General features: G+C 63.8%; 15 protein-coding genes and 1 other RNA gene. 5 read left to right on the top strand and 11 right to left on the bottom strand.

The features are described from left to right. Positions 1 to 849: an ExeA family protein gene (locus tag AX756_RS20070; RefSeq protein WP_068316145.1), complete on the bottom strand. Its 849-nt coding sequence runs from the start codon at positions 847 to 849 to the stop codon at positions 1 to 3. Positions 850 to 1,276: 427 nt separating this feature from the next. On the opposite strand from AX756_RS20070, the gene AX756_RS20065 reads away from it, so the two are divergent. Continuing rightward, positions 1,277 to 3,739 (top strand): tetratricopeptide repeat protein, encoded by a 2,463-nt coding sequence (locus AX756_RS20065; RefSeq protein ID WP_163886984.1) that lies wholly within the window; start codon positions 1,277 to 1,279, stop codon positions 3,737 to 3,739. A gap of 38 nt (positions 3,740 to 3,777) precedes the next feature. Next, positions 3,778 to 4,797: a glycosyltransferase family 2 protein gene (locus AX756_RS20060; protein WP_068316137.1), complete on the top strand. Its 1,020-nt coding sequence runs from the start codon at positions 3,778 to 3,780 to the stop codon at positions 4,795 to 4,797. Here AX756_RS20060 and AX756_RS20055 read toward each other — a convergent pair. Continuing rightward, entirely contained in the window at positions 4,794 to 5,765 is a 972-nt protein-coding gene (locus tag AX756_RS20055) for a sulfotransferase domain-containing protein (protein WP_068316134.1), read from the bottom strand. The two genes, AX756_RS20060 and AX756_RS20055, sit on opposite strands and share 4 nt — an antisense overlap. A gap of 122 nt (positions 5,766 to 5,887) precedes the next feature. On the opposite strand from AX756_RS20055, the gene AX756_RS20050 reads away from it, so the two are divergent. Beyond that, complete coding sequence (locus AX756_RS20050) at positions 5,888 to 7,360, top strand: oligosaccharide flippase family protein (RefSeq protein ID WP_163886986.1); 1,473 nt, start codon at positions 5,888 to 5,890, stop codon at positions 7,358 to 7,360. Here the strand turns inward: AX756_RS20050 and xrtD are convergent. Both xrtD and AX756_RS20040 read right to left on the bottom strand, forming a co-directional pair. Next, positions 7,357 to 8,967, bottom strand: a complete 1,611-nt coding sequence (gene xrtD, locus AX756_RS20045) for a VPLPA-CTERM-specific exosortase XrtD (protein ID WP_068316127.1) — start codon at positions 8,965 to 8,967, stop codon at positions 7,357 to 7,359. The two genes, AX756_RS20050 and xrtD, sit on opposite strands and share 4 nt — an antisense overlap. A gap of 146 nt (positions 8,968 to 9,113) precedes the next feature. Next, positions 9,114 to 10,871 (bottom strand): DNA polymerase III subunit gamma/tau, encoded by a 1,758-nt coding sequence (locus tag AX756_RS20040; RefSeq protein ID WP_068316124.1) that lies wholly within the window; start codon positions 10,869 to 10,871, stop codon positions 9,114 to 9,116. 219 nt (positions 10,872 to 11,090) lie between these two features. Between AX756_RS20040 and AX756_RS20035 the strand changes: the two genes are divergently transcribed. Next, positions 11,091 to 12,620, top strand: coding sequence for an ankyrin repeat domain-containing protein (locus tag AX756_RS20035; protein ID WP_068316121.1), 1,530 nt, complete (start codon positions 11,091 to 11,093; stop codon positions 12,618 to 12,620). Positions 12,621 to 12,688: 68 nt separating this feature from the next. On the opposite strand, the gene rsgA is transcribed toward AX756_RS20035, so the two are convergent. Both rsgA and ffs read right to left on the bottom strand, forming a co-directional pair. After that, positions 12,689 to 13,723 (bottom strand): ribosome small subunit-dependent GTPase A, encoded by a 1,035-nt coding sequence (gene rsgA, locus AX756_RS20030; RefSeq protein WP_068316119.1) that lies wholly within the window; start codon positions 13,721 to 13,723, stop codon positions 12,689 to 12,691. 135 nt (positions 13,724 to 13,858) lie between these two features. Beyond that, positions 13,859 to 13,957, bottom strand: an RNA gene (gene ffs / locus AX756_RS20025) — signal recognition particle sRNA small type. Between the two features lie 616 nt (positions 13,958 to 14,573). On the opposite strand from ffs, the gene AX756_RS20020 reads away from it, so the two are divergent. Continuing rightward, positions 14,574 to 15,086 carry a cell wall hydrolase gene (locus AX756_RS20020; RefSeq protein WP_068316115.1) on the top strand — a complete coding sequence of 171 codons (513 nt, stop codon included), beginning with the start codon at positions 14,574 to 14,576 and terminating at the stop codon, positions 15,084 to 15,086. A gap of 525 nt (positions 15,087 to 15,611) precedes the next feature. On the opposite strand, the gene rpiB is transcribed toward AX756_RS20020, so the two are convergent. The 5 genes from rpiB to AX756_RS19995 form a co-directional block, all read right to left on the bottom strand. Further along, a complete protein-coding gene (gene rpiB / locus AX756_RS20015; protein ID WP_068316112.1) occupies positions 15,612 to 16,052 on the bottom strand; it encodes a ribose 5-phosphate isomerase B in 441 nt (146 codons plus the stop codon). A gap of 116 nt (positions 16,053 to 16,168) precedes the next feature. Beyond that, complete coding sequence (locus AX756_RS20010) at positions 16,169 to 17,389, bottom strand: glycosyltransferase family protein (protein ID WP_068316109.1); 1,221 nt, start codon at positions 17,387 to 17,389, stop codon at positions 16,169 to 16,171. Between the two features lie 9 nt (positions 17,390 to 17,398). After that, entirely contained in the window at positions 17,399 to 18,175 is a 777-nt protein-coding gene (locus AX756_RS20005; protein WP_068316106.1) for an HAD-IIB family hydrolase, read from the bottom strand. Between the two features lie 10 nt (positions 18,176 to 18,185). After that, on the bottom strand, positions 18,186 to 18,941 hold the full coding sequence (locus tag AX756_RS20000; protein WP_068316103.1) for an ABC transporter permease: 756 nt from the start codon (positions 18,939 to 18,941) through the stop codon (positions 18,186 to 18,188). Continuing rightward, positions 18,941 to 19,750: an ABC transporter ATP-binding protein gene (locus AX756_RS19995; RefSeq protein WP_068316100.1), complete on the bottom strand. Its 810-nt coding sequence runs from the start codon at positions 19,748 to 19,750 to the stop codon at positions 18,941 to 18,943. Before AX756_RS19995 ends, AX756_RS20000 begins: the two co-directional genes overlap by 1 nt. Between the last annotated feature and the right edge of the window lie 63 nt (positions 19,751 to 19,813).

The following is a 19,813-nucleotide window of genomic DNA, read 5'->3' as shown; positions in this document are numbered from 1 at the left end:
TCAGACAGTCTCGCCTTGCAGAGCCCCACCACCGAAGAACACGCCATCCTCCAGCACACGCTGCACGGTGCTATTGGAGACTACCTGTTCCTCGTCGCTCCAGGCGTAGAGCATCGCGAGGTCACATAACTGGTTCACAAGCCGCGGAATGCCCATCGTCGCCTCGTGCACGAGCTCCATGGCTTCCGGGGAGAATTCCTCACCCGTGCCGCCGACATGCTGCAGGCGATGCGCGATGAAACCTGCGGTTCCCGGGGCATCGAGCCCTTCGAGGTGGAAACTTGCCGCCACCCGCTGGGCGAGCTGGCGCATATCCGGCGCGCGGATAACGTTGCGCAGTTCCGGCTGGCCGACCAGGATGATCTGCAACAGTTCGTCCTGGTTCGAGTTGATATTGGTGAACATGCGCAGCTCTTCGAGGCCGCGCTTGGAGAGGTTCTGGGCCTCGTCAAAGATCAGGATAACCCGCTTTCCGGCGGCGTAATCGGCCACGAGCTGGTCTTGCAGGCGGCGGAACATCTGGACGTAGCTTTCACCTTCGAAAAGCTCCATGCCGAGCGCGTTCATCGCCCATTGCAGAAGTTCGCCCCGGTCGCCCTGCGCGTTCGAGATCAGGCCGACGCGAATCTCCTCCGTCATCCGGCCGAGCAGTGCGTGCAGCAGGGTCGTCTTGCCTGCGCCAACCTCGCCGGTGACCAGCGTGATCGGTGCGCGCGACATGACGCCGAATTCGAGCACCGCGAAAGCACGCGTGTGCTGCGGCGACCAGAAAAGGAAATTCGGGTCGGGCACGAGTGCAAATGGCCTCTTTGAAAGGCCAAAATACCCCGCGTACATGTCTTGCGACATAATCACTGCCTTGTCCTCACTCCGCTGCGCCCCTTCATGGGGGATTTTCTGTGCCACGGTGCGAATTCGCTGCCTTCTTCCCGTATTGGAGCCTGTCGGGTCGAAGGAAACGGCCACCGTTCCGGTAGCTTGTTTCGCCTATCATCGTTAATAAAACTTTCAAAGGATGATGGCCTTTCAGTGACCGAGTGTTGCCACGGAAAAGGTAAAACGGCGCTGCGATACAACAGTTTTGACGCAATTGCGGCGCTGAAGACGTTGTTTTTGCCTTGATGCATGCAGGATTGGTGAGAAAAACTGCCCCCAAAATGGCACTTTTCGGCAGATATGGCAGGGAAACGCGTGACAAGGTGGTGCGATGGGCGGGGGCTGGATAGAGTTGCCGACAAAACCGAGCAGACCCTACAGGCAAATGCGAGAACATAAAGTGACCTATCGAGTGATGGCCGTTGCCGCGGTCCTGGCAACCCTGTTCCTGAGCGGGTGCGATAGCAGCGAGGACCGGGCCGAGGAACATTTTCAGGCGGCTCTGGCATTGCTGGAAGACGGGGACAGCACGCGCGCGGTGCTGGAAATGCGCAACGCACTGCAGCTTGTGCCGACGCATGAGCAGGCGCGCCAAAGGCTGGCCGAGATTCGCCGCGAGCAGGGTGATCTGACCGACGCGGTGGAGCAGTTCCGGGCCTTGATCGAGGATCACCCGGAAAATGGGGCCGGCCAGTTGGCGCTGGCGGAGCTGGCAATGGAGCTGGGCAATTGGGAGGCGGCCGAGAAGCACAGTGCGCTGGCGGCGGAGTTGCTGGGCGAGGTGCCGGCCGTTCGGGTCGTTCTGGCCAACCTGTCCTACCGGGCAGCGCAGGCGGCGGGCGACCGGGAGGCGCGCGATACCGCGATTGCCGAGGCCGAGGCGCTGGTCGCGTCTGATCCGGGCCTGACCTATGCCCGCCGGATCGTGATCGATGGGCTGCTCCGGCAGGAGCGTTGGCGCGACGCGCTGGAGGAAATCGACGCTGCGCTCGTGCATGATCCGGACGGATACACGCTCTACCAGATGCGGCTTGGCGTGTTGGAGCAACTCGGACGGACTGACGAAATCACGCGGCAATTGCAGGACTTGGTGGAGCGTTTCCCGGAGGAGAAATCGCTGCCGCTGACGCTTGTCGGCTGGTATGCGCGGCAGGGGCAGATGGACGAGGCCGAGGCCTTCCTGCGCCGTCGCGCGGAGGCCGCGCCCGATGCGCTGGAGCGGCAGACGCAGCTGGTGCGCTTCCTGAACGAGGCGCGCGGCGCCGAGGTGGCGGCTGCAGAACTGGAACGACTGTCGGCGCAAGGGGGCGACAATGCGCTGACCTATCGCGCAATGCATGCCAACCTGACATTCGAAGGTGGCGATGCGGAGGCCGCGGAGGCGGAACTGACGGCATTGCTTGCAGAGCTCCCCGAGGATCAGCTCCGCTCCGGCATTGCAGATAACGTCCGGGTGGATCTGGCCCGGATGCGGACCCTGACCGGCGATCCGGAAGGCGCCGCCGCGCTGATCGAGGATATCCTTGCCAATGACCCCGGCCATGTCGCCGCGCTCAAGATGCTGGCCAGCCGCCAGATCGAGGAAGACGAGGTGGGCGAGGCGATCGTGAACCTGCGCGCGGCGCTGCGGGAAAGCCCGCGTGACCCGGCTATTCTCACCCTGATGGCCGCTGCGCATGAGCGCGCGGGCGAGACCGACCTTCAACGCGAGATGCTTTCGCTAGCCGTGGAGGTGTCCCGCGCGGCGCCGGAGGAATCGCTGCGCTATGCCCGGATGTTGATCGCACAGGAACGGTTCCGGCCGGCCGAGGATGTGCTGGTCGACGCGCTGCGCCTGCACCGCGACGACATTGCGCTCTATGCGGAGCTGGGGCAGGTCTATGTCGCGCTGGAAGACTGGATGCGCGCCGAGCAGGTCCTCCAGACGCTGCGCCGCCTGTCCGAGGAAAGCGGCGACCGTTCCGCCATGGAAACTCTCAACGCCCTTCAGGTGAAGCTCCTCGCGGGACAGAAGCGCGATGAGGAGCTGTTCGACTTCCTGGAGGACCTTGCCGGGCAGGAGGCTGGCGGGCTGGCCGCGGAGGTTGCGATTATCCGCACCTATGCCGCGCGCGGCGAAACGGACAAGGCGCAAGACCGCCTCGAACAGGCGCTTGCCAGAAATCCCGACCAGCCCTCGTTGCGCTTCCTGTCGGCCACGCTCAAGGCCTCCAGCGGCGAATACGCGCTTGCCGAACAGGAGCTGGAAGCCCTGCTTGAGGACTTCCCGCAGGCCGAGCCGGTCTGGATCGCGCTGTACCGGACCAAACTCACCCAAGGCGAGCGCGAAGCGGCCTCCGAAGTGCTGGACAGGGCCCTCCTGGCGCTGCCCGATGGGGCGAACCTGCTGTTTTCGCGCGCAGGGGAGTTGCAGCAACTCGGCGACTACGACGGTGCGATCGACATCTATGAGGCGCTCTATGCGCGAAACAGCGCCAACGAGATCGTGGCCAACAACCTCGCCAGCCTGCTCTCGATGCATCGCGAGGATGCGGAGTCCATGGAGCGGGCCTATCGGATCGGGCGCCGGTTGCAGGATTCGCAGCGTCCCGCCTTCCGCGACACCTATGGCTGGATCGCGGCCCGGATGGGGCGGCTGGAGGAAGCCGAACCGCATTTGCGCTTCGCTGCCGAGGGCTATCCGGAGCATCCGGTTGTGCAATACCACTATGCGGTGGCTCTTGTCGGGCTCGGGCAGGAGGACGCCGCGTTGGAGCATTTCCGCAAGGCGGAAGAGTTTGCCGGAGACCTCCTGCCCGCGGCCGATCTGGAAGCGGCCCGGGCCGAGATCGCCCGACTGGAAGCGGCGCAGGACGCGCGTTAACCGTTAGATCGCCCAGCGGGGGCGGGGATACTTCGAACATGCAGCGAGACGTCATCTGGAGCAAACTGGAGTTCCGTCAGAAGCGGCTCGCGACCTGGCTGCGCACACGCCACATCAGCGGGCCGTCGCGGTTCCACCTCGCGGCGGACGAGGTCTGCGGTGTCCTTCTGGGCCGCAATATCGCCTATTACATCCCCGGCTTCATGGCGCATTACCGCGCGCTCGGGATGAAGTACCTCATCTACATGGATAACGGCTCCGACGATGGCTCCATCGACCTGATGCGGGGTTTCGAGCGGGTGATCGTGCTGAGCAACCGCTCGAACTTCCGAGAATATCAACCCTATATGCGGATGCATCTGGGCCGCTCCTATGCCGAAGGCGGCTGGCGGCTGGCCGTCGATGCCGACGAGATCCTGCGCTATCCGGGCGAAAGACGGGTCGACCTGCCGGCACTTGCAGGCATCCTGTCTGACCGTGGCCATAGCGGCCTGTTGGCGCAGATGCTGGAAATGGTGCCGGAGGGTCCGCTGTCGGATGTCGATGACCTTGGCTTCGAGGTGGTGCGGGAACGGTTCCGGAATTACAGCCTGAACGACATCTCGGCGCTGCCCTATCATTCGCAGAAGATCCCGTTCCGCGGCTTCCTTGCCCAGAACAGCCTGTCCGACGACCGGGTGAAGATCCTGTTCGGTGGCCTGCGCCGGAGCCTCTTTGCCGAGGAGTGTTGCCTGAGCAAGCATGTCCTCTACCGACCCGGCCCGAACGTCCTGCCGCAACCGCACCCGCATGTCAGCACCGGGCTGCACATGACCGATTTTACCGTGGCGCTTCAGCACTATAAATTCGCCGGCGGGTTTCTTGAGCGGGAGAAGCGGCGGCAGGCCGAGAAGCGGATCTCGCATAACGCAACGGATATGCGGCTGGCTGCCTTTGCGAAAGAGCCGCGGATGGCGCTGAGCGTGCCGGGAATGCAAAGCGATCCCACGCCGGACGGCCTGTTAGAAGCCGGCTTCCTGACCGCTTCGGATCCGGCGCGCGCGACGCTCGGCCTCTAGCCAGCCTTGGCGTCGATCTCGCGCCATGGCGTCAGGTCGAGTCCAGTCAGCCGTTCGATTTCCTCGTAGCGGGACGCGAAATGCCGGGTCAGCCAGGCGCGCGTCTCGGCTGTCATCGGGGGCGGCACTACCGTCTTCACGCCCGTGGCCCGGTTGACCGACAGCAATGCCCGCCGCAGTCCCGCCCGCCAGCTTTCCGGCAGCGCGTCATTTATCCAGGCAGGCACGAAACGACGCTTGAAATCCGCCACCTGTTGCTGTTGGGCGGTCGTCGAGAAATGGTCGCTGGAAGTGTTGCGCGCCTCATACGCGGTGGCGGTCTCGGCCTCCTCCGGGTCCAGCCCAAGGAAGGCGAGGACGGAGGCCAGATTGTCCACGATGTCCTTCACATAATCCTCGAACAGGATGAATCGGATCTGGTCGCGGGGAAAATGGCGCAGGTATTCGCCCGCCTGCAACGCGTAATCGCTGCCATCGAGAAACAGGCCCGGATCGTCCGGCAGATGGGCGTCGAACCGGGCGAAGACCTTCTCGCGCGGGGCGCGCTCGGGGAAACGTTCGGGAAACAGGAATTCCTCGAAGCTCCGGTTCACCTCCCCGGTGCCGTTGTCATTCTGGTAGTGTTTGAGCACTTCGAGATACATCGAGTAGCTGCGGGCAACCGGGTGGCGCACCATGTAGATGATGCGTGCCTGTGGTGCGGCCTCGGCAATACGTTTTGCAGCCCGCGGGAAATACGGGGCGAGGGCGTGGATCGTCGAGCTTTCACCGGTGATCTGGCCCGGCTTGGCCTCGGCAAAGTGCGCGGCATACCATTCTGGCCCAAGGGCGAAGCGGTCGTCGCGGGCAAAGAATTCTGGCTCCTTCGGCGTGGTCATGAACACGGAAGAGCAGGCTTTGAGCTGCGAAGTGAGCGAGGTTGTCCCGGCCTTGGCGGCGCCGACGATGAAGAAATCGGGGAAATGCATGTCTCTTGAGCCACTTGGCTGGGGCGTGTGTTCGAAGGCAGCTCCTATCTTGGAAGAAACCGCTTAACGAAACGTAAAGCCAGGATCGTGGTTGTTTGGTCGGCATGAGGAACCGAAACAGGATGTTGCCGAAGACCGACACAACTCGCTTCCCGTCCGCGTGTGGCTCAGGGCTATTGCCTACGGACCCGGCTTGCAGCATGCACAGACACGGCCCTGAGATTTGCGGGATTTCTACATTGAAGAGGCTCGCGCGCCTGTTTTCTGGTTCAGATATTGCTGCCCGCACCCGGCGCGGCTCGCTTTGGGTCATGCTGGATTTTGGCGGAAACCAGTTCTTGCGGCTTGTCTCCAACCTCGTGTTAACGCGCCTTCTCTTTCCGGAAGCTTTTGGCCTCATGGCCGTGGTTCAGGTTTTCATTACCGGATTTCAGATGTTTTCTGACGCTGGTGTTCAGGCATCGATCATCCAGAACTGCCGCGGCGACGACAAGAATTTCCTCGATACGGCCTGGACGGTACAGATCCTGCGCGGGGTCGTTCTTTGGCTGTTGAGCTGGCTTGTCGCCGGGCCGGTTGCGGCCCTGTATGGGGTGCCGGTACTGGCCGAGATGCTTCCCTGGATGGGGTTGACGCTGTTTTTGCAGGGTTTCACACCAACGGCGGTTCATACCGCAAGCCGGCACTTGCTGCTTGGCAGGGTGACGACGATCAATCTTTGCGCCTTCAGCTTCCAGATCCTGGCGGCCTGTATCCTGGCATGGATATTGAACTCGGTTTGGGCGTTGGTAATTGCGGCAAATATCGGCGTTCTCGCGACGCTTGTCGCGCAGTGGGTGTATTTGCCCGCAGCCAGAAACCGGCTTCGTCTGGAGCGCGAGGCGCTGTCCAGCCTTTTTCATTTCGGCAAGTATATCTTTCTTGGATCAGCGGCTGGTTTTGTCGTGGCGCAGGGAGATCGCGCCATTCTCGGGCTGTATATCCCGATGTCCGAACTCGGAGTCTTTCATATTGCGTTCTCTATGGCGGTGATACCAAGGAACTTTGCCTCATCTCTCCAAAACAAGGTTGTATTCCCGCTCTACCGGCTTAGGCCATTTTCCGAAAGCGCGGCAAACCGCACAGGGATCTTTCGCGCCCGGCGCATACAGGCCGGGACAATGGTTCTTGCAAGCCTGTTTCTTGCGGCGATCGGGCCATGGCTGATTGAACTGCTATACGATGACAGGTACCTCGCTGCCGGCTCCATGATCACGGTCTTCGCGCTGTCACTTGTGCCCTATATCACTCTGTCGACGACAGGGCCGATGCTGCTGGCCATGGGCGATTCCCGCCGTGCATTGATGGCGCAAATGCTGACGGCGGTGTTGCAGACTGGCCTTCTCTTTGTCGGCATAGCCGCCTTTGGGGTTGTCGGCGCGATCCTGGCACCGGGGCTGGCTGCGATTGCCGCCTATCCGCTGCGGGCGTCCTATGCGCGCCGCTACGATGCTTGGGACCCGCTTCAGGATGTTGGGATGACCGTGCTCGGCCTACTTGGCGCGGCAGCGATCTGTGGCTGGCATTGGGACGAGGTCATCGCCCTGTTGCCCTAGTTCGTGTCAGCGGGCAGGAACTCCGGAAGGATCGTCACCACCTCGCCCAGAACCGTGCGCAGCCGCGCCTCCGCCTCGGTCTCGCTCTCCCCGTGCAGGATGATCGTCGTCAGCCGCACGAGTGCGCCATCCGTGCGGCCGCTGCGCACCCCGTCCACGACCAGCCAGGCCTTTGCCGCGAAATCCCAGGCGACCTTTCGTCCCTTCTGGTCGAACCAGTAATAGACGAGTTGGCGCACCAGTCCCTTCTGGATCACGGCCCGGTTCACGTTAAAGGGCGTGGGCCAGCCGATCTCTCCGGCAATGTCGATCCGGTCGAGCGCAGCGATCTCCCACCCCGCGCCGGGCAGGCAGATCTCGGGCGAATGCACGCCGCCCGCGGACTGGTCCGCATACCAGGCGGAGAAGAAATTCACCGCCGCGCGGCTCTCCGGGTGGAACAGGTCGACGCCCAGATAGTCATCGGCGGCAAGGCTCTGCTCGATATCCTCGCTCAGCACGACCGGCAGTCCGGCCCGCCAGCCGTCAATGCTGCGCGGGAAGAGCGCGAAGGGCGCGCGGTCGATCTGCTGAACCCCGCGCTCGGGCAGCACAGCGAGGCCTATGGCCGCCGTGAAGGGCAGCAGCGCGGCGAGCGCCATGGCCGGCGAGGGCCAGAGGAAACGGATCCGGGCCAGCTGCGGCAGGCATCCGGACATGTCCAGATCGAGCGCTTCGCCGCGGGCGCCATCGGTGGGCCGTCGCAGCAGCATCAGCAGCCGGGCCAGCCCGAAAAGCAGCACGACGGAGGTCAGGAAGATCACCCAGCCTTCGAAGAAATGGGTGAAGCTCTCGACATGGCCCACGCCCCAGACCTGCACGAACACCCCGGCAATGGCGATCCGGACGGAGTTCATCACCACCGTGATCGGCGCGGCGGCCAGCAGCAGCACCGCCTTGTGCCATTTCGGCCCCGTATAGAGGATGGCGAAGACGTAGGAAAAGGACAGGATCGGGAACAGGTAGCGCAGCCCCGAACAGGCCTCGGCGACGTGGAGCTGCATCTCGCCGAAATCGATGATGTTGCCTTCGAGGAACACCGTGACGCCGAGCATGCGCAGGATCGACACACCCAACTCGGAGGAAACGAGCTGTAGGAAGGCCGACAGCTTGTAATAGAGCACGCCCGGCAGCGGCAGCATGTAGACCAGGTGCAGGATCGCGGGCCAGAATTCCCGCCCCTGCCGCCAGCCGAAGGAAATGAGCAGCACGCCGCCCGTCCACAGGATCAGCGCATAGGCAACGATGTCGCCGATATTGGCCAGCCGCCCCGCAAGGCCGGCCAGCACCGCGAGCGACACGACGAGCGCTCCCTGCCAGCGCCCTTGCAGCGGGCCCTCGCGCACGGGCACGTCGCGCAGATGGCGCAGGAACAGGGCGAAGGAGATAACGGGGATCAGCGGGCCGTGGCTGTATTCGGGCGTCTGCCAGGCTTGGAACAGTGTCTCCAGCCCCGGCGCGAAGAACCAGCCCGCCGCCAGCACCGCACAGGCAAACAGCACAATGCCCGGTGTGGCGAAATCCGCCAACCGGCGCGTTGGAAGCGCTGTCTGGTTCTCGTCGGTCACCTGTCTGCCCGGCCTGCCGCTTTTTCTCCTGCTTGCCACAGGGGAGGGGCACCGATCCAGCCGCTTGCAAGCCTTGCACGGGAAAGGAGGCCCGACTGTGTGTCTTGGGCCGCGAAATCGCGATCAGTGCGGCTGGAAACGGGCGTTCAGTCCTCTTCGAACGGGTCCCATTCGTCCTCGACCTCCGGCAGCGCTTCGACGGCGGCTTCGGCGGCGATCTGTGCGGTTGTGCGGATGTCGGCGATCTCGGCCTGCGGGAAGTGCTCCAGCACCGCCTGTACCAGCGGGTGCTTCAGCGCCTCGGCGCGCAGGGCGTGATCCTCGGCATGGCGGGCCTCGTCAATGGTGGGCGCCCCGCCCTCGTTGACCACGATCACGGCCCAGCGATTGCCGGTCCAGCGTTGGAGGGCGGCGCCCAGCCTTGATGCGAAGTCAGGCGCGGCATTGGGCGTCGGCTCGAACTCGATCCGGCCGGGAGAATATTTCGCCAGCCTTAGCGTGCGCTCCACCTCGATCTGGAGCGCGATGTCCCGGTTGGAGTTGATCAGCTCGATCACGTGATCGAAGCTGGCATAATGCGCCAGCGCCTGATCCGGGGTGACGCGAAGGGCGGCGACCGGCCCGGCACCGTGCGGCGTTCCGGCTGGTGCGGAAGGCGGCGGCGCGTAGCCCGTCGGCCCACCTGTGGGCTGCGGTTGCCCACCACCCGTTCCGGGCCCGGGGCTCGTCGGGGGCGGCGCGTCGCGTAACTGGCGCACGAGGTCGCCCGGTGTCGGTAGGTCCGCGACATGGGTCAGGCGGATGATCGCCATCTCGGTCGCCATCATGGAATTGGGCGCCAGCGCCACCTCGTCCAGCGCCTTCAGCAACATCTGCCAGAGCCGCGACAGGATCGGCATGGAGAGCGCTTCGGCCATGGTGCGGCCACGATCACGTTCGTCGGGCGGCACGGTCGGATCGTCCGCGGCCTCTGGGGTGATCTTGATGATCGAGACCCAGTGACAGACCTCCGCCAGATCGCGCAGCACGGCCATCGGGTCTGCCCCGTCGGCATATTGCGCCGAAAGCTCGGCCAGCGCTCCGGCGGCGTCGCCCTTCAGAACCATGTCGAAGAGGTCGAGAATGCGCCCGCGATCGGCCAGCCCCAGCATGGCGCGCACGGTATCGGCGGTGGTCTCGCCCACGCCCTGGCTCAGCGCCTGGTCCAGCAGCGAAGTCGCGTCCCGCGCCGAGCCTTCCGAGGCCCGCACCAGCAGCGCCAGCGCCTCGTCGGAGATCTCACCACCCTCGGCATCGGCGATACGGCGGAGCATCTTAAGCATGTCCTCCGGCTCGATCCGGCGCAGATCGAAGCGTTGACAGCGCGACAGCACCGTGACCGGCACCTTGCGGATCTCGGTGGTGGCAAAGATGAATTTCACATGCGCGGGTGGTTCTTCCAGCGTCTTCAGGAGCGCGTTGAAGGCGCTCTTGGACAGCATGTGAACCTCGTCGATGATATAGACCTTGTAGCGCGCGGAGGAGGGCGCATAGGCCACCGAATCCAGCACCTGGTTGCGGATATCGTCGACGCCGGTATTGGAGGCCGCGTCCATTTCGAGCACGTCGACATGGCGGCCCTCGGCAATCGCCCGGCAAGGCTCGCACGTCCCACACGGTTCGGTGGTTGGCCCGCCGGTTCCGTCCGCGCCGATGCAGTTCATGCCCTTGGCGATGATCCGCGCGGTGGAGGTTTTTCCGGTGCCCCGGATGCCGGTCATGATGAAGGCCTGCGCGATCCGGTCCGCCTCGAAGGCGTTTTTCAGCGTCCGGACCATGGCCGCCTGTCCCACAAGGTCGGCGAATGTGTTGGGGCGGTATTTCCGCGCCAGGACCTGGTAGCCGCTCTCGCCCGTCTCGCTCATATTGCCTCGCTCCGCTGACCGGCCCAACCTAGAGCCCCGCGCGGACAAGGTCCACCATTGCGAAACGCATGCACGCCGCTATGATCGCCCGTGCCGCTCCGAGGCGGCTCCCTGGTCCGCGGAAAGCCGTTGCCGGCACCTCGTCTTCGAAGAACCCATATCGGTTTTTCACGTTGCCCGAACAGGCGGACCACCGGGCGAAGACGGGAGAAACCACCGATGAAATCCATCGAACAATTGCGTCGCGATGCCAAGGCGCTGAAAAAGGCGCATGAGGCTGGCGATGCGGACGCGGTCCGCCGGCTGGCCGTGCATCCGCCCAAGGCATCTGGACCGCTCAGACATGCCGACTACCTCCATGTCATTGCGCAAGAACAGGGCTTCGCATCCTGGCCGCGGCTGAAACTTGCCTCCGAGACCGAGGGGCTCGACCGGGCACAGATGATCCAGCGTCTGAAGGTTGCGCTTTTTCACGGCCAGATCGCCGTGGTCGAGCGGTTGTTGGAACAGGGGCCGGATCTTGCCGATGGCCTCTTCGCACTCAAGGTCGCGCTGCTGGATCGGGACGCGGTCGAGGCGATGCTGGCCGAAGATCCGAGTCGCGCCACGCAGAGCTACGGTCCACGCGGCCGGCCGATCTGCCACCTCGCCTTTTCGCGCTGGATCCACGCGCGGCCCGAGCGGATGCCGGAGATGCTTGCAATCGCCGAGTCGCTGCTGGCCCATGGTGCCGACGTGAACGACAGCTGCCCCGTGGGGCCGGAGAATGACCACCCGCTTTCGGCGCTCTATGGCGCGATCGGGCATGCCGACAACATGGCGCTGGCCCGTTGGCTTCTGGAACACGGCGCCGATCCCAATGACGACGAGTCGCTTTATCACGCCACCGAGCTTGGCCACCACGAAGGGTTGACGCTTCTATTGAATCACGGCGCAGACCCGAAGGGCACCAACGCGCTGCTGCGGGCGATGGATTTCAACGACCATGTGGCGGTCGAAATGTTGCTGAAGGCCGGTGCGGACCCCAACGAATTCGCCGCCGAGCCGGTGGGCGGCGAGCGGCCATGGGTCATCCCGGCGCTTCACCAGGCGGCCCGCCGCATGTGCGATGCGCGAATGATAGAGCTTCTTCTCGATGCCGGTGCCGACCCCGCGTGCCGCTTCGAGGGCGCAAGTGCCTATGGCTATGCCCGCGTCTTCGGCAACCGCGCGCTCGCGAAGGCATTGGAAACGCGCGGTGCGGCGACGGAATTGACGCCGGAGGAAACCCTGCTCGCCCGCGCGGCGGATGGCGACGACACCACCGGTGCCTATATCGACCCTGCGAGATTGCCAGAAGCCTATCGCAATATCATTCGCACGATTCTGCACCTGCCGGGCAAGCTCGACCAACTCCGCCGCCTTGCAGCACTCGGTGTCGAGACCGACCGTGCCGATGCCGAGGGGCTGACCCCGATCCAGGTCGCCGGGTGGGAAGGGTTGCCCGAGATCATGTCCTGGCTGCTCAAACAGCGGCCCGATCTCGGTCATGTCAATGGCTATGGCGGCACGTTGCTCGCGACCATCCTGCACGGATCGGAAAACTGCCCCGCACGAGCCGAGCGCGATCATATCGGCTGTGCCCGCATTGCGCTGGAACATGGCGTGGCCTTGCCGCGGCCATTCATCGAGGCAGCCGGCGCTCCCAACATGGCGGCGTTCCTGGCCGATTGGGCGGAGGCGCGCCCGGGACAGGTGACGCCGGGCTGACCCCCGCGCCATCTCTGTGTGGCTGGTCGGCAACCGGGGAGGGCGGTACACCCTCCCCGGAGCTCCATTCAATCGGTGTTGCGCTCCTGACGCTTGCGCGCGACGACGCTCCGAACCATCTTGCCGAAGCGGCGGTCGCGGGAATGGGCCTCGGAGATGCTCTCGGAATTGCGCGCATCCTCGCGCTGCAACTTCTCCCAGCGGGCGAGCCGGTCCGGCTCCAGCCGACCTGCGTCGATCTCCGCCCGAACCGCGCAACCCGGCTCGCTGTGATGGTTGCAGTCGGAGAATTTGCAGGAAGTCGCGAGTTCCGTGATATCGGCAAAGACGGCGTCGATGCCCTCCGCCGCCCCGGTCAACTGCAACTCGCGCATGCCGGGCGTGTCGATCAGCCAGCCGCCGGCAAGCGTTGCGTACAGCGCCCGCGAGGTGGTGGTGTGCCGCCCCTTCGAGTCGTCTTCACGGATATCCATTGTCGCGTCGCCGCGCCCGGTCAGCCCATTGGACAGCGTCGTCTTGCCCACACCGGAAGAGCCGACCAGCGCCAGCGTCTGTCCGGCAGAGCACCAGGGCGCGAGCCGCTCGATTTCTTCCGGGTCGAGGGCGTTGAGCGTCAAGGCACTGACCAGCGGTGACAGGCGTTCGGCTTTTCGGCGATAACGAACCGGATCCTCGGCCTCGTCGGCCTTGGTCAGGATCACCAGCGGCAGGCAGCCGGAGGATTCGGCCAGCGCCAGGTAGCGTTCCAGCCGCGCCTCGTTGAAATCGGCATTGCAGGAGGAGACGATGCCGAGCGTGTCGACATTGGCCGCGATGAGCTGGCTGCGGGCCTCGCGCCCGGCCGCCTTGCGCAGAATGCGGGTCTTCGGCTCCAGCCGTTCGACCACGCGAAAGCCGTCATCATGGAGAACCCAGTCCCCTACAGCGAATTCGCCGGTGGATTGGCCGCCGGTCAGTGAGAGAGAGACAATTCCGGCCTCGCCAATCGCTTCCAGCCGGTCGCGCGCGACCGAGGAAATGCGCGCGGGCGTGCCGGTTGCATCAAGGCACTGCTTGCGGAAATGAGCCGACCATCCAAGGTCGGAAAGAGTATGGTTGTTCAATGATCTGATCCCTGAACACGTCAAAAGGGGCGGCGGGTGAAGCCGCGGCTTGGACGGTCGGGCGAAGGCCTGTTCAGCCGAACGCCCGGAGGATGGTGACACGCTCTGCCATGAGAACCTCCGTTCAAAGGGATATGGTGAGAGGCTGGACAACGACCCAAGCGGGGCTCGTTACGGCTGCTTCCTTCCGGATCTGACCGGGTTGGCGAGGCGCCTGCCCGCGCCAACCTCTCAAGGGGTCAGGTAAGCGATGCGGAGCCCATTTGCAAGCCGCAGGATCGGTTGAAACGACCGAAACGGGGGGTGTTTTCGACCGAAAAGGCGACCGAAACAGGTGCTTGCAGCGGATTTTGGGGCCGGAATCGCTCTATCCGACCCGTGAAACTCCGATTGAGTCGCTTTTTCGGTCGTTTTCGCCGTGGGATTCGACCGAAAGGACGACCGAAACGCAAGTCCTGACCGGCGGTGGTCAGAACCGGACTGGAATCTCGGCTGTTTTGGTGGCGGCTGCTGTCACTTCGACGGCCCGAGACTGCGCGTTGCCAACGCCCGGATTCTGTGGGGGCGTCGTTCCTGCAGCATCAGTAGAAATCGCATTTCCACCCGCTCCGAAGTGCTTCGCGAAGGCTATCAAGTGAGCATGTCCCGGCCAATAGCCGGAACATCATTTCTCGCGGACCAGCGCAGGCATCAAAGTCCGAATCTAGGATCGACCTCTCGTCGTGATCGGGGTCAGGTTCATACGCAAGCGGCCGCCGAGCCTTTAAACCGGTTATTGAATGCGACCGGCCAATTCCGATACACGTTCTGCAACGAATGAAAGCTTCCGCTGCCGCAGGTGATAAAGCGTATGCGCTACAGTTACGTTCTGCCCATCGTGGGCGCATTCCTCGGGTTTGCGACACTTTCCGCGTGTACAAAACAATCTGGCGACGTTGCCGTCAGCAAACGCGCGGCGGATTGCATGGCGCGGGCGATGTATTTCGAGTCCAACCGGTCGAGCCGCGACGGCATGATTGCTGTCGGGAGCGTGGTTATGAACAGGGTCAAGTCAGACGCGTACCCAGGCAGCGTCTGCGGCGTCGTCTCTCAGGCAGGCCAATTTGCTCCTGGTGTCATGACGTCTCGGATGAGCAGCAGCGGTCTTCCCCTGGCGCAGGAGGCCGCCCGATCTGTGCTTTCGGGAGAGCGGCACCCAATGATTGCCAATGCCGAGTTCTTCCATGCGGCGAATTACCATGCGGGCTACAATAACATGCATTATGTACTCGTCGCCGGCGGAAACGCCTTCTACGAGAAACGGCCGCCCGAGTTGGTCACGCAGCCAACACCGCCTCGGCCAATGGTAGCGACCACTCGCTGAAGATGTGCTGTCTCGGAAAACCTGTTGGATGAGCGGAGCAAGCAGACAGGATTTTTGAGTTCTGAATGAAAGTCTCATTCGTCCGTTCGCCGGCCATCATAGCGAACTTGAAGTGTTTCCGATTTTGGTTGGAGGCGTAGTACTGGAATCCGAACATAGGCCGATAGGAGAAGCACAATGATCCGGGAATGGTTGGTCGTCGTCGGGTTCGTCGCTGCGTTGGCCGGTTGCAGCCCCAGCAAATATCCCACTCCGGCGAGTGGAGATGTTGTCGATTCTCCCATCTCATTATCCGGTACCGCTGTTATGGGCGTGGCCGGCGGTTCGGGACGACCTACGCAAATGGTCTCGGGGATAAAGGATCTGGAAATGTCTGTTGGACTGACGTTGGGCGGCCGTTGATATTTCGGTGTGGCGTTTGTTCCGGACGTATGGCTTGCCGCCAAGCGGAGCTTGAGCGGCGGTAGCGCCGCTGGCGCGGCGTGGGCGTCTTGTCCTTTCGGTCAAGACGCCTTGGGGTCGGTGTCAGGCTTCGATCATGTCCACGCGGGTTGCGTGGCGGCCGCCTTCGAACTCGGTCTCGAGGAAGGCATCGACGATGTCGAGCGCGAGCCCCTCGCCCACGACGCGGGCGCCCATCGAGAGGATGTTGGCGTCGTTGTGCAGGCGGATCATCCGGGCCGAGAAGGTATCGGAACAGACACCGCAGCGGATGCCCTTGACCTTGTTCGCAGCCATCATGATGCCCTGGCCGGTGCCGCACAGGATGATGCCGAGATCGCAGTCGCCCGACACGACCCTCTCGGCCGCGGCCTGGCCGTGCTTGGGGTAATGGGTGCTCTCGGGCGTTGTCGGTCCGATATCGACGACCTCCAGTCCCTTGGCCGCGATATGCTCGGCGATGGTCTGGCGGAGCGGGATGGCGGCGTGGTCGCTGGAGAGGACAATGCGTTTCTTGGTGGTCATGGGGCGCTCGTCTGGGGGTTGGAAGGTGATCTGGCGGCCCGGCCGTGGGCCGGGCGCGCCTTCACGTCTCTACAGGAAGATGTGCGGGACATCCAAGAAGGTGCGTCTCAGCCCCGTCACGAATACTCGGCGTCGTCTGCCTCCACCGCCTTGAGCATGTCGCCAAGCAAGGCCGGGTCGGCTGAATGCACCCGGTTCCAGGTCGGGATGGAGGGCGGCTCGGCCGGATTGTCGAGGAAGATCTGGCCCGCCAGCACAACGTTGCGGGAAAAGAGCTCGATGGCGGCCTCTTCCTGGTGACGGTCGATGGCCAGCCCGTTCATCCTGGCGTCGTTGTAGTAGCATTCCAGCAGGTCGAGCGCGGAGCGATAATAGGTGGCCTTCAGCGTGCGGAAGACCTCCTCGGAGAACACCGTGCCGTCGGTTGCAAGCTTGCGGTAGAGCGCCTTGCAGATATCCACGGACATCCGCGACAGCCCCGCCGTGGCGTCTTCCTCGGAAAGTGGCTGGTGCTTGTGATCGTAATTGTCGGCGATCTCCACCTGGCAGACCGATTTCGGCGCCAGGTTCCGCCACCCTTCCGACAGCACGCCGATCTCCAGGCCCCAATCCGACGGGATCCGCAGATCCGCCAGCGTCGAGACCCGCATGGCGAACTCGCCCGAGAGCGGGTAGCGGAAGCTGCGCAGGAAATCGAGATAGTCCCGGTCGCCGATTGTGCGCTTCAGCGCGATCAGCAGCGGCGAGACCAGCAGCCGCGAGACGCGCCCGTTGAGCCGTTGTCCATCGGTGCGCGGATAGAAGCCCTTGGCCATCTGGTACTGGAAGGCGGGGTTCGTCACCGGATAGACGAGCCGGGCCAGCATGTCCTTGTTGTAGGTGGTGATGTCGCAATCGTGGATGGCGACGACCGAGCTGTCCTGGCAGGCCAGGAGGTAGCCGATGCAACTCCAGACATTCTTGCCCTTTCCCGGCTCGCGCGGGGCAAGGTCCATTGCCCGCAGGCGGTCCTGGATTGCCAGCATGCGCGGGCTGTCGTTCCAGATCACGGCATGGGTCTGCGGGAGCACGGAGAAGAACTTGCGCGCGTGCCGGAACTGTTCCTCGTTCGCCCGGTCCAGCCCGATGATGATCCGGTGCAGGTAGGGCGCACCTGCCAGCTCCTTGAGAATGTTTTCGAGCGCCGGCCCTTCGAGCTCCGAATAGAGCGACGGCAGGATAAGAGAGATCTTGCGGGAACCGGCCAGTGTGACCAGCTCGTGGGTCAGGTCTTCCGTGGAGCGGGTGCGCAGGTTGTGCAGCGTGGCAATATTGCCGTTCTGGTGAAAGTCGGCCATGTCGTCTCCTCAGAGGTCCATCTGGTACAGAAGGTCGAGCACGGCGGAATTCCAGCCCTGGGGGCCGGGCAGCGCCGTGCGACGGATCAGCCCGGCGGCTTCGCCGGGCAGGGGGGGCAGATCGTTGCCGTGTGGATTGGCAATGATGACGCCGTGATCGGCGGCTTCCAGCATCTCGACATCATTGGGCGCGTCGCCAAGCGCGATCCGGGGCGGGTTGCCGAAGCGCGTGGCGACCTCGTCCATCCGGTCCGCCTTGGTGCCGCCGAAGGAGAGTGTCAGGAACCGCCCGCCCCGGCGCGCCTTGACTCCGAGCTTTCCGAGCGCGCGGAGAAACTCGTTCAGGTCTTCCGGCCCGCCATAAAACAGGCCGGGCTCCGAGAACTGCCGCTTCGCCGCCAGCCGGGCCGCTTCGGGCGAAAGGCCGGTGGCCTGAACGATCCCCTCGGGGCCGAGGTCGTGGAAGCCTTCGAATTGCGACCGGATATAGGGCGAGACCTCGTTGATCGCGGCCAGCAGTTCAAAATAGCGCCCGCCATCGGCCCCGCCGGACCCAGGTTCCAGCAGCCCGGCGCCATTCTCGACGATTGCCGGGTAGGCCTCGCAGCCGACGGCGCGCTGGATCTCGACAATCTCCGCCGACGTCTTGGAGGAGGCGAGGATCAGCGGGACTTCCAGCGCCCGAAGCCGCTCCAGCGCGGTGCGCGCAGGTTCGAAACTGTAGCTCTCATGGTCCAGCAGGGTGCCGTCGAGATCGGTGAAAACGATCAGCGGGGGTGTCCCCATTCGCCGCTCCTCAGTCGCGCACGGCCCATCCGGCCAGTGCCTTTTCCAGTGCGATGACCACGTAATAGAGCAGAATGCCCAGGGCTGCGAGGGCGATCAGCACCGCAAACATCAGCGGGTAATCGGAATTTGTCTTGCCGGAGTCGAACAGCGCACCCAGTCCGCGGCCATGCGGCGAGACGATCTCCATCAGGTTGGTGCCGATAAAGGCAAGCGTGACCGAAACCTTGAGCGCGCCGAAAAACTCCGGCAGCGTCTTGGGCAGGGCGATCTTCCAGAAGATCGTGAGCTTGGAGGCGCCGAGCGCGGCCAGGATGTCGCGGTATTCCGGCTCCAGCGTGGACAGCCCGATCGAGACGGAAACCGCGATGGGGAAGAAGGAGATCATGAAGGCAATCAGCACCGTGTTGAAGTCATGCGCGCCCACGAACATCAGCGCGACGATGGGGACAACCGTGGCCTTCGGAACGGCGTTGAAGCCGACAAGGAGCGGATAGAGCGCCTCCCGCATGATCCGGGAAAACCCCATGACCATGCCGAGCAGGGTGCCGAAGATTATGGCCAGCCCGAGCCCGGCGACGGTGCGCCAGAGCGTCTGCCAGGAGTTGATCAGGAACAGGTCGGCGTATTTGACATAGGCCGGCCAGAGATCCGAGGGCGAGGCCATCTTGTAATTGGGCCATCCCATGGCCCAGACAAGTGCCTCCCAGAGCAGCAGGAAGGTCACCATGGCGGCGACGGGGACGAGAACTTTGTGCACGAACATCAGGCGGGCTCCGCGGGGCTGCCCACCGGCGCACGGCCCTGGGCGATTTCGATCTGGTGACGCAGGATGGTCAGCATTTCGGCCGCCTCATGCGTATAAAGGTGTTCGAGGTCGCGCGGCCCATCCATCGGCACGTCCAGCACGTATTGGGCCCGCGCGGGCCGGCCCGACAGGACGACGACCTGATCGGCCAGGAAGATGGACTCGCGCAGATCATGGGTGATCAACAGGCCGGTAAAGGGCTCCTTCTCCTTCACCTTGTGCATGGTCTGCCACAGGTCCTCGCGCGTGAAGGCATCCAGCGCGCCGAAAGGTTCGTCCAGGATCAGCACGTCCGGCTGGTGCACCAGCGACCGGCAGAGCGAGGCCCGCTGCCGCATCCCGCCGGAAAGCTCGGACGGCCGCTTGCTCTCGAAGCCTTCGAGGCCGACGAGGGCAAGCAGGTAGCGCGCCCGCTCCTCCTGCTGCTTTTTCGTCGTCTTGGTGGGCACGATCTCCATCGGCAGCATGACGTTCTGCAGGATCGTGCGCCATTCCAGCAAGACCGGATTTTGAAAGGCCATGCCGACCGTCGAGCGCGGCGATTTCACCCGTTCGCCGTGCAGCCAGACCTCGCCCTCATCCGGCTTGAGCAAGCCGGCGACCAGCCGCGTGAGGGTCGACTTGCCGCAACCCGAGGGGCCGACCACGGCACAGAATCCGCCCTCGCGCACCGAGATGTTGAGATCGTCCAGCACCTGGAGGGGGCCGGACTGGGTCTGGAACGTGTGGGTGACGTTCTTGATATCGATCAGGGGGGCGTCGCTCATGTCCTGCCTTCAGAGTTTTTCGCCTCCGGCGGGCGTATTTCGTCCAGGAAGAAGCCCGAGAAA

It is taken from the genome of Aliiruegeria sabulilitoris, from assembly GCF_001558155.1.
Classification (GTDB): Bacteria; Pseudomonadota; Alphaproteobacteria; order Rhodobacterales; family Rhodobacteraceae; genus Tropicimonas; species Tropicimonas sabulilitoris.
Note: the sequence above shows the minus strand (reverse complement) of the source record. Positions and strands in the feature narration are given on the sequence as shown.